We start from the raw sequence: 15,076 nt of genomic DNA on the forward strand, positions 1-15,076 counted from the left end.
CAATACTTGAAACAATAGGTCAGAACATCGCTTTTACGCGATCGACACTGATTTTTGTGAGGAAATTATGCCGTATCCGGAAGCAATGATCCATGGAATGCGCCAAGAGCTTTCTGCTCTCGGCATCGAAGAAACCAAGACACCTGATGCCGTTGAGGCGGCGATCCGCGAGACAGAAGGAACGGTGATGATCGTTGTAAATTCTGTCTGCGGCTGTGCGGCCGGCGGCGTTCGTCCCGGCATCGCGATGGCAATGCAGCATGCCGAAAATAAGCCCGACCGCTCGATCACAGTTTTCGCCGGTGCCGATATCGATGCTACCGAGGCGGCTCGCGGGCACTTTGAAGGCTATATGCCGTCGTCGCCGTCGATAGGGATCTTGAAGGACGGGCAACTTGTACAAATGTTCGAACGCCGCGACCTCGAAGGCCGACACCCCGCGATGATCGCTCAAACCTTGATGGAAGCGTTCGACAAATATTGCGTTCACTCGGATGCGGCGGCCAACTGAGCCCGCGTCGTACGGGATATTAGCAGTACAATATTTCGGCCCCGGCAAGGGGCCTTTTTCGTGTCCGAGAGATTTCTATTGCCATTGGGGTTGATTGCGGCTAAAATCGAACTCGTCAGAGCATCTTGACGCGTCAAACCACAGATGTCGATACCGCAACGCCAGTACATTCGCTTTTCGCTCGACCTGCGGGTGCGGATCTACGACAATTACGGGCAGCGGCGTGAAGCGGGCCTTACGCAAGTGAGTATCGGCGGATGTTTCATTGACTGGGACGACGAAATTCTCGTCGGCGACGAATTTCGAATGGAGATGCCGCTTCCGGACGGCAATTTCCTGCCGCTCGCCTGTAAGGCGATATATCGGTTCGAGGATATGGGCATCGGCATAAAGTTCCTCGATATCTCGCAGTTCGAACAGCAGTTCATTTCAAAGATCATCGAAAAGCGCCTCGAGGATGAAGGCGTGCCGCTGCAGATCGATCCTTTTAACGTACCGCCGCGATTTATAAATGAAGAACCGTCGCCGCGCGTCATCGACATCAGACAAAAACGCGATCTGATCTTGGAACGGATAATGAGCTCCGACGGTTCCTAGAAAAGCTCGTCCATTTCACGGCATTTAAGCGTACTCTTTCGACATTGTCCACGCTTCGTGATGACAAGCCAACTGACCATGCAACTCTTGTCTTCACGGGGCGTCAGGAAGCAGTTTTTCTATGAGGCATCGCTCAAGACGCCGTCGGTTCTGAAGCCGTTCCTTTTATCGATCTGACGGAAAATGAGTGAGTTAGAGTTTGCAGCATCGCTATTGATCGCAAAAGTCTAACCGCGACATTTACGTCGAAAGCGAGATCATTAGGGGAACAACTTGTAGATATCTTTTCGGTCTACAAAACGTGCGAGAATAATTGTTTCGTTTTCAAAGTAAAATCCCAGGCGATGATCTCCGACGCGAGTTCGATAAGCCGTTTTATGGCCCTTGAGTTTCTTTGTGTTTGGTATGTTCGAGAGAGTTTCGGCTGATTCTATCAATTCGATCAATCTTTTTAACGATGCTTTGACCGACTTCAAGTGTATCTTATCGATATCTTTTGAAAAGCTTTGCAGAAATTGGACCTTCATCAAGTTGATAATTTCTTCATTATCGAGTGGCGGCTCACTTTCTTTGATCTGTCCGCCTTGCCTAGCAATTTCAGCATTCCGATATCTTCAAGTTCTGAACGTGTCAGCGTTGAACTGCCCACGCCGAGTTTCTTAAGCAGGTCGGCGATGAATTTGAATTCGCTTTCGCTTTTCGGCGTAACTACGATGGCTTTCATTCGTTAAATATACTTAAATCCATTCAATAAATAAAACGTTGGTTCAGCTAGAATAGCTCGTCCATCGCTTGTTCGAGATCGCGAACGCCGACAACACGCAGGCCGAGGAGCTTTTCGAGGCCTTTTTTGTTCGAGTGCGGCAATATCAGCTTCTTGAAGCCGAGTGCTTGAGCCTCGCGGGCGCGTGCTTGGGCTTGGAGGACGCCGCGCACTTCGCCCGTCAGGCCGACCTCGCCGAATACGGCGGTATCATGCGGGATCGGCAGCCCCCGATAACTGGAAGCGATAGCCGCGATCACACCAAGATCCGCAGCCGGTTCGTCCACTTCTACGCCGCCAGCAACGTTGACAAAGATGTCGTCGCCGGCAAGCTGAAATCCCAGACGCTTCTCAAGGACGGCGATCAAAAGGCTTGCGCGATTGTGGTCGAAACCCTGCGTCATTCGGCGGCCGGTGCCGAACTTCGCACCGCTAACAAGTGCTTGTATTTCGAGGAGCATCGGCCGGGTGCCTTCAATGCTGACCGTTACTGCCGAGCCGGTTGCGTTGTCGGGCCTTTCGCCGAGGAACATTTCCGAAGGATTACCGACCGGAATGAGGCCCGCGTTGGTCATTTCAAAAACGCCGATCTCATTGGCCGCGCCAAAGCGGTTCTTTGCCGCCCGGATGATGCGGTGATTGTGATGGCGGTCGCCTTCGAAGTAGAGAACCGTGTCAACGATGTGTTCGAGTGTTCGCGGGCCTGCGATAGAGCCGTCCTTTGTAACGTGGCCGGTAACGAAGACCGGCGTGCCCGTGTGCTTTGCCAGCATCATCAGCTCGCTTGCGACCTCGCGAACCTGCGATACGCTTCCGGGGGCTGACTCGATGCGGTCTGTGAAGATCGTCTGGATCGAATCGATAACGATCAGATCCGGCCGCAGCCTCGCCGCCTCGTCAAGGATCGTCCGCAGGCTCGTCTCGGCAAGTATGAAAAGATTTTCGGCATTTAGTCCGAGACGTTCGCCGCGCATCTTTATCTGCCGCTCCGATTCTTCACCCGAAACATACAGAACGCTGTGGCCGCCCGAGCTTAGACGGTCGGCGATCTGGATAACGATGGTCGATTTGCCGATGCCGGGAGCGCCGCCGATAAGCACGAGCGAACCGGCGACAATGCCGCCGCCGAGCACTCTGTCGAACTCATCGATCCCCGACGCGCTTCGCTTGTCATCCTGCGATTCGATACTCAAAAAAGGCACGGGCGAAGCGGCGTTGCCAAGCTTTTGTGAGGTTGAAACGCGCGACGGCCTGAACTTCTCTTCGGCGAACGTGTTCCACTCGCCGCAGTCGGGACATTGCCCAAGCCACTTGCGTGCTTGACCGCCGCAGTTCTGGCAAACAAAGATCGTTGCTGGCTGTTTCGCCATATTCGGAAGTGAAATGATAACAGAGTTCGGCCGCGGTTGGCGTATTTGTCGAGAAACTCTGGAGAAATTCTTAACTTAGCAGTTTCATTTATGGTAAGATTTCAGGGAATGAAGGTCGATGTCCTTATCCTACGGGTGGCGTTCATGGGTTTACTCATCTTGCTTGGGTACGTCCTTAATCCTTTTGAGCGAACTCACCGATTCGGGCTTGAAGGCGTTGCGAATGAGAATACGCGGCGCATGATCAGTGCCGGCCTCGGTATGCTCATCGGCTTTGTTATCATCGGCTTTGAGATGCGCGTGCGTCGCGCAAGCCTCAAGACACTTATCGGCGCGGCCGTCGGCGCGATCTTGGGCATCATCGGGGCATTTCTTATCGGAATGCTCATATCGATCCAAAAAGAAGCTGCTGTGTCGGCTGAAATGCAGACATTCCTGACCATTTCGCTGATGTTCTTAATGGGATATGTGGGGCTGATGGTGGGGGCCGCTAAAGGCGATTACATCGATCTCTCGGCACTCGGCGGCATCTTCAGCGACAAGAATGCGGTCCGCGATTACAAGATACTCGATACGTCCGTGATCATTGACGGCCGCATCGCCGACGTCGCCGAAACAGGATTTTTGAACGGTACGTTCATTGTCCCGCATTTTATTTTGACCGAGCTTCAGCAGGTTGCCGATTCTGCCGATTCATCAAAGCGGCAGCGCGGACGCCGCGGCCTCGATATGCTCCAGCGGCTCCGCAACAATACAAAGCTCGATGTTCAGATCGTTGAGACCGATTTTCCGAATGTAAAAGAGGTCGATCTCAAGCTTATCGAACTCGGCACGCAGCTTGACGCGGTGATCGTTACCAACGATTTCAACCTCAATAAGGTCTCGCAGCTCCGCGGCGTCTCCGTGCTGAACATAAATGAGCTTGCCAATGCACTCAAGCCGGTCGTTTTGCCGGGCGAAGCGATGCGGGTTTTTGTACTCAAGGAGGGCAAGGAGTACAACCAAGGTGTTGCTTACCTCGACGACGGCACAATGGTCGTCATTGATAACGCTCGCCGTTTGATCGGCAAGACCGCTGATATCGCGGTTACGAGCGTGCTCCAAACGACAGCAGGAAAGATGATCTTCGGCCGCCTGTGGGAAGAAGGTCAGGACAACGGCGACAATAACAATTTCAATATCCACGATTCGCGCTCGGTCGGGTTTCGCAAGGCGACACGCGAGCTTCGTCAAACCACCATCATCGAAGAGATAGAATAGCCTGCGGCTGATCGGCGGCTTTCATCGGGCATTTGCCATTATGACGACCGTTATCATCGTAGCTGCGGGCACCGGCGAGCGGTTCGGTGCGGAAACTCCAAAACAATTCGTCAATATCCACGGCGTACCTGTTCTCCGCCGTACGATCGAGCGGTTCGAGGCCGCCGAAACGATCGACCGCATCGTCCTAGTGTTATCGGATGACGGCCGCCGCCGTTTTGAGGCAATGGATCTCGGATGCGGCATAACAAAATTGCAGAGCGTGGTCATCGGCGGCAGCTCTCGGGCTGAGTCTGTACGGAACGGCTTGGCGGCGGTCGAAGCCGCGGAGGTTGTCGCCGTGCACGACGGCGCCCGGCCGCTTGTATCGGTTGCGGAGATCGATGAGGTCATTCGCAAGGCATCCGAGACGGGCGCGGCGTGCCTCGTTGCCGAGGTCAGCGACACGATAAAACACGTCGAGAACGGCGAGATCGTCCGTACGGTCGATCGCACACGGCTTCGCCGAGCGCTCACGCCGCAAGCATTTCGGATGGAGGTCCTGACGCGTGCCTTTGCCGATGCAGGAGTGTCGGCCGCCGCTGCTACGGATGAAGCGTACCTTGTTGAGGCGATCGGCGTTCCGATACACTGTGTAGAAGGCAGCACCCGCAATATCAAGATCACGCGGCCGGAGGATATCGCTGTCGCGGAAGCTCTTCTTGCAGAGATCGAGGCTGAACACAAGTTATGATGCTCATAGGGATCGGCACTGATATTCATCGCCTCGTGGCCGGGCGGCCGTTAATGATCGGCGGCACCCGCATCGAGTCTGACCTCGGTGCGCAAGGACACTCGGACGCCGATGTACTTCTGCACGCGGCAACCGACGCGATACTCGGTGCGTTGGGGCTTGGCGACATCGGTACACATTTTCCGGACAATGATGCTAAATGGCGCGATGCCGCTAGCATACAGTTCCTCCGATATGCGGCCGGCCTCGCCCGCGAAATGGGCTATTCTGTCGAAAACCTTGACTCGACCATCGATCTCGAACGCCCGAAACTCAGGCCTTACATTGATGAGATGCGCTCCGTGATCGCTGATGCCGTCGGCGTCTCGGCTGAACGTGTTTCCGTAAAGGCAAAGACCGGCGAAATGGTCGATGCGGTCGGCCACGGCCTCGCCATCCGAGCGACCGCGATCGTACTTCTTATACGAGAAGCGGCTTAGAACTTCACTCGCTCTTCGATCTCGTGAAATCGGTTGTCGGCGCGAATGCCGTCAATACCCGGAGCGACCTTGAACCAAACCAATCCGGAGTAATGATCGTCGAGACTCTGTCGCACGAGTCGAAAGGCATTATCATTCTGCCCGAGTTTTGCATATCCAACTATCAGGAGATAAGGGTCAAGCAGATCGTAGGTGCCGCCCTTGACAAAGGCGCGCCAGAAGCCGCCGGAATTGGCAACGGCTCTTAGATCTGCAAAGAATCGTTCATTTTTGAGGTAATTATCCCGCGACCTTGTGCCGTTCTTATGCTGCAGAGTAACATATTTATCAAAGGCGTCAATTGCTTTGCTAAAATTGCCTTTTTCCAAATGAACCATTCCGAGAAATAAGTATGTGCGGGCATATTCGGGGTTAAGATCCTTTGCTTTTTCAAGCAAAGCGGCGGCCTTGTCGAGATCTCGCGCGTAATAATAGCTCAACGCCATATCTGTCCTGATCGGCATTGAGAGTGGGTCGAGCGCCAAGGCTCGTTCATATTCGGCCGCACTTTCATCAAATCTGCCTTCCATAGTGAGAAACTCGGCGTACCAATGCCGCGCCGTTGCATAATTCGGAGCGAGTTCGATAGCGCGCCGATAATCAGCGCCGGCACCCGCGAAGTCCCAGTCGTAGTAGCATTTGTTGATAGCACGGTCTGCATAAGCCTCGCCCAACGTATCATCAATATCAAGAGCCTTTTGCAGATATCCGCGAACAAGCGAGTTCTTCTCCTCTATGCTCATGCCCATCTCGCCGAAGCTGCCAAGCGTGTAAGCGTCGGCAAGGCCGACGAAGGCCTTGGCAAACGTGGGGTCCCGTTCTGTCGCAGCCCTGAAAAATTCGGCACCTTTGACGATCTCGGACTCGTCACGCTTGTTCCAAAAGTACCGTCCTTTCAAATAAAGGTCGTAGGCGATAGGGTCATTTGTCTGCCGCTTCGCAAGCTTGGCCAGCTGCGGATCATTGGGCTGAAGCTGCAGCCGTTCGATCATCGCCTGCGAGGTCTCCTGCTGTAATGCGAGCATCTCCAGGGTCTGCCGGCGTACCTGCTGATGCCAAACAACGGTATTCGCGGCTGCATCGAACAGATCTGTCGTCACGATCATTACGTCGCCATTCTGCTCGAGATGTCCTGTCAATACAGCTGCAACGTTCAGTTCCTTCGCCGCAACCGCCAGGTCCGGAGCGTTCCCGAACTTTTCGGCCGAATTGCGATCAATTATCTTGAACCCCGACAGCTTCGAGAGGTCGCTTGTAATGCCGTCGGCAAATCCATCTGCCAGATATCGGCTTTGTTCGCTCTCACTTTGGAACGGCAAGATCGCGAGGGAATCAAACTTCAGTGTTGGGCCGCGGCTTTCGAGAAACGATGAATCGCGGCCCCTGAAACCGGCAATGATGATCAGCAAGAGTACGATCATCGCCGATGTGCCAAAGAATATCCAACGACGAGAACTTTTCGGCGATGCGGCTGCGGCAGATCCTGCATTCGCGGCAGATTTGCTCCCATCATCCGTAATTGATTCGACCTCAGCGACGAAACGATAACCCTTTCGCGGCAAATTCTCAATAAAACGAGCGTGCCGGGCGTCATCATCAAGTACTTTTCTTAGGGCCGCAATTGCGACGGTAAGGTTGTTATCCTCGACAAACGAACCGGTCCAAACGGTTTCAAAGAACTCTTTCTTTGAAACGATCTCGCCGCGTCGTTCGACAAGTAGGCGAAGCACCTGGATCGTCCGCCGAGGCAGCGCGATCTTTGCTCCGTTGCGGCGCAGGGTCTCGTCGAGCAGATCGAGCTCGAATTCGCCGAACCTGAACGCTCTCGGCGGATCCGTAAGAGAACTGGATACGATCTCATCCATTGCCTTTCCGTCTCGGATGATTCTATGCCTATTTTGTGAAATTAGCCAAGAATTAGCCGAATTTTAATTACTTTGGCGGCTGTTCCTATGTATATCTGTTCGTTGGTCAGTTTTCTCGGAGGGAGACTGATCGATCAAATTCAACATCTGGAGCAACAGAAATGAGACATCAATTGTTTAGAGTAGCATTGATCCTTGTGATCATTATCGCGTATTACGGGAACGCAAAGGCCCAAACACTGAAGGCTGACTACCAATTCCAGGGAAATTTAGCAAGTTCCGTCGCAGGGGTACCGGAATTAGCGAATCTCACCGGTACGGGGAATGGGCCGAATACATTTGGTACTGAACAAGTTGACGGATTTTCGCGTCAGGTGCTCAACTTCCCGTTGAATAACGGAGTGGCGATCAACGCTCTGGGGCCGATAGTGCCGAACACGGAAAGCATGTCCTTGGTAATCTTGTTCAAGTTTGCAGCGGTAACAGGCAAAAGGCGGGTTCTGGATGCGTCCGGCGGAACTGCTCCTGACGAAGGCGGTTGGCTTATCGACGGACGGATCGGTGAAAGCGAAGGCGGGTCACACCCGCCGACCGACGCAAACTCCTATTTTCAGATCACTATGGTTCGTTCCAACAATGTACTGACAATATATCGCGACAATATTTTTGCCGTTAGCGACGTTTCTGACGGAGGGCCGATCACAAGTCTAAGATTTTTTCAGGATTGGGCCGGAGCGAATCCGATCCAGGCTTCCGCTGGCTCCATTGCCAGGCTTCGCATTTACGATGGGCCTCTGTCCCTTGACCAGATCCACCAACTTGACAGAGTGCCGGAGGCGCCTTCGGGCAACAGGCCGATACTTTTTTATTCGTCGCGTAACGGGACGACCGAACTGTTTCGTATGAATACCGACGGAGCATCTCAGGTGCGCACAACGAATAATGAGGTGGCGGAAATTCTCGCAAAGTTTTCGCCGAATGGCCAGAAGATCGCTTATCAGCGTCGTGAGACACCGACCAGCCCATGGCAAATATGGACCGCAAATGCCGACGGAACCAACCCTGTTCGATTAACGAATACTGCTACGGTCGATAAATATCCTACATGGCGGCCCGACGGTCAGAAGATACTTTTCTCACGCTGCAGCAGCGGAAGCTGTGACCTATATACGATGAACCCGGACGGTTCGAGTCAAAGTGCGGTCGCTGTAACCGTTCCGGACGAGGATCTTGCCACCTATACTCCGGACGGCACTAAGCTGGTGTTCAGTTGTAGCGATCAGAAGCAAACGAATTATCAGATTTGCGTTTCAAATGCGGACGGAAGCGAACGCACCGCGATCACCGGTACGTCAGCGCCCGTTCTTAACGTATATGCCAATGTCTCGCCGGATGGTACAAAGATAGCGTACATCAGGGATTCCGGCACGGGCGATGTCCGTGTTGTTGTAATGAACATCAATGGTACGAACCCTCTGACATGGCCTCAGACAAATAATCCTCAAATACCTGTCTGGTCGCCCGACGGCACAAAAATATTGTACTCCGGCCAAGCAGGAAATTTGCCGGAAGTCTTTGTTGCAAATTCTGACGGGACTTCACCGGTTCGGCTGACCACAAATTCGGCGATCGATATTGCTACCGATTGGTACAGGCCGCAGACCTCAACAACGCGTGTTCCCTTTGACTTTGACGGTGACGGGAAGACGGATATCGGGATCTATCGGCCGAATGGAGTGAACGGCTCGGAGTGGTGGATATCGAAGAGTTCGAATGACGGTGTGTTCGCCACACAGTTCGGTGCGGCGACAGACAGTGTCGTTGCGGCTGATTACACGGGCGACGGCAAGGCTGATGTGGCGTTTTGGAGGCCTTCGACAGGCTATTGGTACGTTCTCCGCAGTGAGGATATGACGTACTATGCAACGCCGTTCGGAGCAAGCGGCGATGTGCCAGTGCCTGCGGATTACGATGCCGACGGCAAGGCCGACACAGCAGTGTTCCGTCCGTCGAACTCCACTTGGTACATAAACAACACAACGGGCGGCACTACGATCACAGGCTTCGGAGCGGCAGGCGACAAACCCGTCGCAGCGGACTATGACGGCGACGGTAAGGCTGACATTGCCGTATTCCGTCCGAACGGTGCTAACGGTGCCGAATGGTGGATACGCAAGAGTTCGGATAACAGCGTGTTCGCAACACAGTTCGGCTCTTCGACGGACAAGGCAGTGCCTGCCGACTACACGGGAGACGGCAAGGCTGACATTGCATTCTGGACATCAGGGGGAACGTGGTACATCCTTCGGAGCGAAGACCTGACATATTACGCGGATCAGTTCGGGACGACAGGCGATGTGCCTTCGCCGGGCGACTATGACGGCGACGGCAAGGCAGACGCAGCCGTGTTCCGTCCGACGGGCAGCACTTGGTATGTGAAACGCTCGACCGCCGGCCTTCTGATAAAACAGTTCGGCTCAACGGGCGACATCCCTGTCCCAAGCATCTTCGTCCGCTGATACGAACAAAACAAACACTCACACAACCACAAAGAGGCCGTCTGATACGCATTTCAGCCGGCCTCTCTCGATTCGGAAGATGATCTGCGGTCAGCGGATAAGGCGGACGATCTCGAACTTTGCGGTGTAGTTTTTCGGGTCGATAGTTTCGCCGCTCTTCGGTACGGGTGAGAGCGAGACCATTGTTACCGCCCAGCCGTCGATCGTATCGCCGCGGGCCCCCAAGTTGGTGTTGAATTCAAAGGTCTTTGTTTCCTTGGCACCGACGATCTTGACCTTTACCTTTGCGTTGCCTTCCCAGATGCAGTTCGCCCCGTCAGGGCAGCGTGAGTCCTCCATAACTTCGACGAGTTTGATCTTCAGTTTGCTCGTTTTAGCTTTTTTTTGGCAGCCGTTCTTGACGGTAAGCGTTTCGGTCTTTTGGGCCATCACATTTCCGGCGAGGCCGAGCGCGATGATCACCGCTACGATAAAAATCCTCATTACAATTCTCCCGGCGGCCGTTCCGCCTCACTGTTAGAACGCGATTTCGCTTACGGCGTTGCAGCCAATGATAGCTTTGCTAACGCAAAAATGGAAGAAACCATAGTATAGTTTAGGCGTATTACCAGCGAAGCGGCGAGGGCCGCAAGCGGCCTTGTGAGGAATTATGAGAGAGAGAGCCTTTAAGCGTGCGGTTGCCGCAATACTATTGGCGGCGTTCATTTCAGCCCTTCCGGGCAGTGTTCTCGCGGTAAATGTCGATCTGGCGGGAATGGACAGAAGCGTCGCTCCCGGCGATGATTTCTTCCTCTACACGAACGGCACTTGGTACAAGGATGCCGTCATACCGCCGGACCGCTCATCGCTGGGTACATTCCAGACGATCGCTGCCGAGGTCGCGCGGCGGAATGCGTCGCTGATCGCAGACGCCGAAAAGGAAAAGACGCCCGAGGCGCAAATGGTGGCCGACTATTACGCTGCTTATATTGACGAGAAAGCGATCGAGGCGAAAGGCCTCAAGCCGATCGCGGATGAGCTTGCTCAGATCGCTGCGATAAAGGACAAGACCGGCCTTGCCCGCGTGTTGGGTTCGCAAATGCGTGCGGATGTAGATCCGCTCAACATGACGAACTTCTACACGAACAGGCTCTTAGGCTTGTGGGTCTCAGCGGACCTCAACGATCCGAAGAGGAATGTGCCGTATTTACTTCAAGGCGGACTTGGCCTGCCGGATCGTGATTACTATTTTGATGAGTCAAAAGACGGAGTGGCGTTAAAAGAGAAATACCGCGAGCATCTCGGCAACGTGCTTCGGCTTGCAAAGGTTGCCGACCCGGAGGCAAAGGCCCGCCGAATCTATGATCTCGAAAATAAGATAGCCGCGACGCACGCCAGCCGCGAAGAATCGGCCGATGTTTCAAAGGCAAATAATCCATGGAAGACCGCCGATCTCTCGAAACAAGCTCCGGGGCTTGATTGGAAGGAATATTTCCGGGCCGCGGGGCTCGGTACGGTGCCGAAGATCATCGTTTGGCATCCGAATGCGGTCAAGGGCATTTCAGCGCTTACGGCCAGCGAACCGCTTGACACATGGAAGGAGTATCTTACGCTTCGGGTCATCGACCGATATGCGAACCTGCTGCCGAAGGCTTTCGCGGACGAGAATTTCGCGTTCTACGGAAAGGAGCTCGGCGGCGTATCGGTTCAAGGTTCGCGCCGCGGACGCGGCATCAATGCAACGAGTGACGCACTCGGCGATGTTGTCGCAAAGATGTATGTCGAAAAGTATTTCAGCCCGCAGGCCAAGGCTGCGATCCAGCAGCTTGTCGAAAATATTCGCAAGGCGTTCCGGCTTCGCATCGACAAGCTTGACTGGATGACACCCGAGACGCGCGAGAAGGCAAAGGCAAAGGTCGATACGCTGTATGTCGGCGTCGGCTATCCCGACAAATGGCGCAGCTATAACGGCCTGAAGATCGACAGGTTCGATGCTGTCGGCAATGACCGACGGGTGAGCCTTTTTGATTACAAGTACGCGCTAAGCAAGCTGAATCATCCGGTCGATCAAAGCGAATGGTGGATCACCGCACAGACGGTCAACGCACTTAACCTGCCGCTGCAGAACGCACTTAATTTTCCGGCAGCGATCCTGCTGCCGCCTTTCTTCGACCCCGAGGCTGATCCTGTGGTGAACTACGGTGCGATCGGCACGATCATCGGCCATGAGATAAGCCACAGTTTTGACGCGACAGGCTCGCTCTTTGACGCATACGGCCGACTCTCGAACTGGTGGACGCCCGCCGATCTGGCACATTTTCAGGATGCCGGAAAGCGGCTTGCGGCTCAGTATGATTCCTATGAGGCATTGCCGGGGCTCTTTCTGAAAGGACGGCAGCTTTTGGACGAGAATATCGCCGATCTTGCGGGCCTTTCGGCAGCATACGACGGTTATCGGGCGGCATACGGCGGCAAAGAGGCTCCTACCGTGAGTGATCTGACCGGCGATCAGCAGTTCTTTGTCGCGTTCGGCCAAGCATTTCGCGGTAAGATGCGCGAACAACTCTTGCGAATGCTTATTACGACCGACAGCCACTCGCCCGATCGCTGGCGAACCTATACGGTGCGGAACGTTGATGCATGGTATCGCGCCTTTGACGTGAAGCCGGGCCAGAAGCTCTATCTTGACCCGAAGGATCGCGTAAAGGTTTGGTGAACTGAGGCGATATCGCTACGCATTAGCGGCGTTGCCCGCCTTTATCTTGTCCTCGATGGCGCGTGCGAATTCATTCGTTCTCGCGGTGCCGCCAAGGTCGCGTGTGATGGCCCTGCCGTCGGCGAATACCGCAAGAATGGCGTCGTGCATTCGCGTTGCCGCGTCGCGCTCGCCAATGTGATTGAGCATTTGCACGGCTGACAGCATCAGCGCGGTCGGGTTCGCTATGCCTTGTCCCGCAATGTCAGGCGCCGAGCCGTGAACCGCCTCGAAGACCGCACCAAACTCGCCGATATTCGCTCCCGGAGCAAGGCCGAGACCGCCGATAAGGCCTGCGCAAAGGTCGCTGACGATGTCGCCGTAAAGATTTTCCAACACCATTACGTCGAACTGCTCAGGCCGCATCACGAGCTGCATACAGCAGTTGTCGATGATCTTATCATCGGCCTCAATGTCCGGAAAATCCTTAGCGACATTATAGAAACACTCGAGGAACAGCCCGTCGGACAACTTCATTATATTCGCCTTATGAACCGCCGTTACCTTCTTACGGCCGTTTGCGCGTGAGTATTCAAAGGCATAGCGAGCGATGCGTGTCGAAGCCTTTTCAGTGATGATCTTAAGGCTTTCGACCACGCCGGGCACGACGATATGTTCGAGGCCCGCATATAGATCCTCAGTATTCTCGCGGACAATGACGAGATCGAGTTCGGGGTATCGGCACGGCACATTCGGCAATGCCTTGACAGGGCGAACATTTGCGTAAAGGTCGAGCGCCTTGCGCAGCCCGACATTTACAGACGTAAAACCCTTGCCGACGGGCGTCATTTGCGGGCCTTTGAGGGCAACTTTGTTGCGCCGGATCGACTCAATGGTTCGTTCCGGCAGCGTTGTGCCGAACTTCTCTTGAGCCTGTGCACCGAGTATCTGCGTTTCCCATTCGATATCGGCACCGGCGGCCTCGATCACGCGAACCGTTGCTGCTACGATCTCGGGCCCGATGCCGTCGCCGGGAATGAGCGTAATGGTGTGTTTCATAAGCAATATCCTATAATAATAGAACTTTAACTGCGTTGCGGAGCTTTAACAAACTTCGGCGAAAAGATGAGTGCGAACACGATAATAATAGGCGGCGGCGTCATCGGCCTCAGCATCGCACGCGCTCTTCGACGCCGCGGCGAGCAGCATGTCGCAGTATTTGAAAAAGGCGTCTGCGGCCGAGAGGCGTCATGGGCAGCCGGCGGAATGTTGACGGCTCAAGCCCATACGTATCAGCAAGATACGTTTTACAGGCTGTCTGCGTCGTCACGCGATCTTTATCCGGCTCTTGCTGAAGAGCTGCTCTCGGAAACGGGTATTGACATCGAGCTTGACCGTACGGGAACGCTGATGCTCGCCTTCACCGATGATGAAGCAGATGATCTCGCTGACAGGCTTGCAAAGCAGTCCGCGGCCGGCCTTCACGCCGAGATCCTCGACAGGCCGGACGTGTTGGCGGCCGAGCCGGGCATTTCGCCCGTTGTTGCGGCGGCACTTCGCTTTGAGAATGACTGGCAGGTCGAGAATCGCCGGCTTGTCGAGGCACTTCGCCGATATGCGGCGTTGAACGGCATCGAATTAAGAGAGCATAGCGAGGTCGAGCGCGTCATCATCGAGAACGGCCGTGTTGCAGGCGTTTCGGCGAACGGCGACACTGTCGGGTGCGATCATGTCATTATTGCGGGCGGGGCTTGGTCCTCGGCGATCGGTGTCGGTAACGCACCGTTGCCCTTTGCGGTGTCGCCCGTGCGCGGACAGATCGTTGAATATACGACGCGAGAAAGGGCTGTCCGGCATGTTATCTATTGCAGCGGAGGCTATTTGGTTCCTCGGCGCGGCGGGCGGATCCTTGTCGGTTCTACGCTGGAACACGCCGGGTTTGAAAAGACGACCACCGAAAAGGCGATGGCCGGCCTGCGCGACGTTGGCGAAAAGATACTGCCTCAGCTCGCCGATCAAGCGTTATCCGGCAGTTGGTCGGGTTTGCGGCCGTTCGCTCCTGATGAGATGCCGATACTGGGGCCGTTCGGCGGCATCGAAGGCCTTTTTGCTGCAACCGCGCATTACCTCAATGGCATCCTCCTGGCACCGATCACGGCGGAGATCATTGCCGACGCGGTCATTTACGGCGGGCGATCAGAATATTTTTCGGAGTTCGGGCCTGAAAGGGCAGCCGTAGCAGCGCCGTAAGCCCGTATTCTATTAA

At 54.7% G+C, this 15,076-nt stretch carries 13 protein-coding genes; 8 read left to right on the top strand and 5 right to left on the bottom strand.

What is annotated here, in order from left to right; translation table 11 throughout:
- The first annotated feature begins 67 nt into the window (after positions 1-67).
- The gene (locus HS105_02300) at positions 68-511 is read left to right on the top strand and encodes a BrxA/BrxB family bacilliredoxin (GenBank protein MBE7515430.1); all 444 of its coding nucleotides are present in this window, start codon (positions 68-70) and stop codon (positions 509-511) included.
- 144 nt (positions 512-655) lie between these two features.
- A complete protein-coding gene (locus tag HS105_02305; protein ID MBE7515431.1) occupies positions 656-1,108 on the top strand; it encodes a PilZ domain-containing protein in 453 nt (150 codons plus the stop codon).
- A gap of 526 nt (positions 1,109-1,634) precedes the next feature.
- Here HS105_02305 and HS105_02310 read toward each other — a convergent pair.
- Both HS105_02310 and radA read right to left on the bottom strand, forming a co-directional pair.
- The gene (locus HS105_02310) at positions 1,635-1,832 is read right to left on the bottom strand and encodes a hypothetical protein (protein MBE7515432.1); all 198 of its coding nucleotides are present in this window, start codon (positions 1,830-1,832) and stop codon (positions 1,635-1,637) included.
- A 47-nt stretch (positions 1,833-1,879) separates the two neighbouring features.
- Entirely contained in the window at positions 1,880-3,241 is a 1,362-nt protein-coding gene (radA, locus tag HS105_02315) for a DNA repair protein RadA (GenBank protein ID MBE7515433.1), read from the bottom strand.
- Positions 3,242-3,331: 90 nt separating this feature from the next.
- Between radA and HS105_02320 the strand changes: the two genes are divergently transcribed.
- Genes HS105_02320 through HS105_02330 form a run of 3 tightly spaced genes read left to right on the top strand, consistent with a single transcriptional unit; the run spans position 3,332 to position 5,713 of the window.
- Positions 3,332-4,501, top strand: coding sequence for a TRAM domain-containing protein (locus HS105_02320; GenBank protein MBE7515434.1), 1,170 nt, complete (start codon positions 3,332-3,334; stop codon positions 4,499-4,501).
- 40 nt (positions 4,502-4,541) lie between these two features.
- A complete protein-coding gene (gene ispD / locus HS105_02325; protein MBE7515435.1) occupies positions 4,542-5,234 on the top strand; it encodes a 2-C-methyl-D-erythritol 4-phosphate cytidylyltransferase in 693 nt (230 codons plus the stop codon).
- On the top strand, positions 5,231-5,713 hold the full coding sequence (locus tag HS105_02330) for a 2-C-methyl-D-erythritol 2,4-cyclodiphosphate synthase (GenBank protein ID MBE7515436.1): 483 nt from the start codon (positions 5,231-5,233) through the stop codon (positions 5,711-5,713). Before ispD ends, HS105_02330 begins: the two co-directional genes overlap by 4 nt.
- Here the strand turns inward: HS105_02330 and HS105_02335 are convergent.
- Positions 5,710-7,617 (bottom strand): winged helix-turn-helix domain-containing protein, encoded by a 1,908-nt coding sequence (locus tag HS105_02335; protein ID MBE7515437.1) that lies wholly within the window; start codon positions 7,615-7,617, stop codon positions 5,710-5,712. The two genes, HS105_02330 and HS105_02335, sit on opposite strands and share 4 nt — an antisense overlap.
- A 161-nt stretch (positions 7,618-7,778) precedes the next feature.
- Here HS105_02335 and HS105_02340 point away from each other — a divergent pair, with 161 nt between their 5' ends.
- Positions 7,779-10,136 (top strand): PD40 domain-containing protein, encoded by a 2,358-nt coding sequence (locus HS105_02340; GenBank protein ID MBE7515438.1) that lies wholly within the window; start codon positions 7,779-7,781, stop codon positions 10,134-10,136.
- A gap of 90 nt (positions 10,137-10,226) precedes the next feature.
- Here the strand turns inward: HS105_02340 and HS105_02345 are convergent, their stop codons facing one another.
- On the bottom strand, positions 10,227-10,619 hold the full coding sequence (locus HS105_02345; GenBank protein ID MBE7515439.1) for a hypothetical protein: 393 nt from the start codon (positions 10,617-10,619) through the stop codon (positions 10,227-10,229).
- 166 nt (positions 10,620-10,785) lie between these two features.
- On the opposite strand from HS105_02345, the gene HS105_02350 reads away from it, so the two are divergent.
- Positions 10,786-12,831 carry a M13 family metallopeptidase gene (locus tag HS105_02350; protein ID MBE7515440.1) on the top strand — a complete coding sequence of 682 codons (2,046 nt, stop codon included), beginning with the start codon at positions 10,786-10,788 and terminating at the stop codon, positions 12,829-12,831.
- 15 nt (positions 12,832-12,846) lie between these two features.
- Here the strand turns inward: HS105_02350 and HS105_02355 are convergent, their stop codons facing one another.
- Positions 12,847-13,869: an isocitrate dehydrogenase (NAD(+)) gene (locus HS105_02355; GenBank protein ID MBE7515441.1), complete on the bottom strand. Its 1,023-nt coding sequence runs from the start codon at positions 13,867-13,869 to the stop codon at positions 12,847-12,849.
- A gap of 66 nt (positions 13,870-13,935) precedes the next feature.
- On the opposite strand from HS105_02355, the gene thiO reads away from it, so the two are divergent.
- The gene (gene thiO, locus HS105_02360; protein MBE7515442.1) at positions 13,936-15,060 is read left to right on the top strand and encodes a glycine oxidase ThiO; all 1,125 of its coding nucleotides are present in this window, start codon (positions 13,936-13,938) and stop codon (positions 15,058-15,060) included.
- The last annotated feature ends 16 nt before the right edge of the window (positions 15,061-15,076 follow it).

It is taken from the genome of Chloracidobacterium sp., from assembly GCA_015075585.1.
In the GTDB taxonomy this organism is placed as follows: Bacteria; Acidobacteriota; Blastocatellia; order Pyrinomonadales; family Pyrinomonadaceae; genus OLB17.

Excerpts from the sequence above, each read along its gene's own strand:
- HS105_02300 (MBE7515430.1), top strand. The coding sequence starts at position 68 with ATGCCGTATCCGGAAGCAATGATCCATGGAATGCGCCAAGAGCTTTCT.
- HS105_02305 (MBE7515431.1), top strand. The coding sequence starts at position 656 with ATGTCGATACCGCAACGCCAGTACATTCGCTTTTCGCTCGACCTGCGG.
- HS105_02310 (MBE7515432.1), bottom strand. The coding sequence starts at position 1,832 with ATGAAAGCCATCGTAGTTACGCCGAAAAGCGAAAGCGAATTCAAATTC.
- radA (MBE7515433.1), bottom strand. The coding sequence starts at position 3,241 with ATGGCGAAACAGCCAGCAACGATCTTTGTTTGCCAGAACTGCGGCGGT.
- HS105_02320 (MBE7515434.1), top strand. The coding sequence starts at position 3,332 with ATGGTAAGATTTCAGGGAATGAAGGTCGATGTCCTTATCCTACGGGTG.
- ispD (MBE7515435.1), top strand. The coding sequence starts at position 4,542 with ATGACGACCGTTATCATCGTAGCTGCGGGCACCGGCGAGCGGTTCGGT.
- HS105_02330 (MBE7515436.1), top strand. The coding sequence starts at position 5,231 with ATGATGCTCATAGGGATCGGCACTGATATTCATCGCCTCGTGGCCGGG.
- HS105_02335 (MBE7515437.1), bottom strand. The coding sequence starts at position 7,617 with ATGGATGAGATCGTATCCAGTTCTCTTACGGATCCGCCGAGAGCGTTC.
- HS105_02340 (MBE7515438.1), top strand. The coding sequence starts at position 7,779 with ATGAGACATCAATTGTTTAGAGTAGCATTGATCCTTGTGATCATTATC.
- HS105_02345 (MBE7515439.1), bottom strand. The coding sequence starts at position 10,619 with ATGAGGATTTTTATCGTAGCGGTGATCATCGCGCTCGGCCTCGCCGGA.
- HS105_02350 (MBE7515440.1), top strand. The coding sequence starts at position 10,786 with ATGAGAGAGAGAGCCTTTAAGCGTGCGGTTGCCGCAATACTATTGGCG.
- HS105_02355 (MBE7515441.1), bottom strand. The coding sequence starts at position 13,869 with ATGAAACACACCATTACGCTCATTCCCGGCGACGGCATCGGGCCCGAG.
- thiO (MBE7515442.1), top strand. The coding sequence starts at position 13,936 with ATGAGTGCGAACACGATAATAATAGGCGGCGGCGTCATCGGCCTCAGC.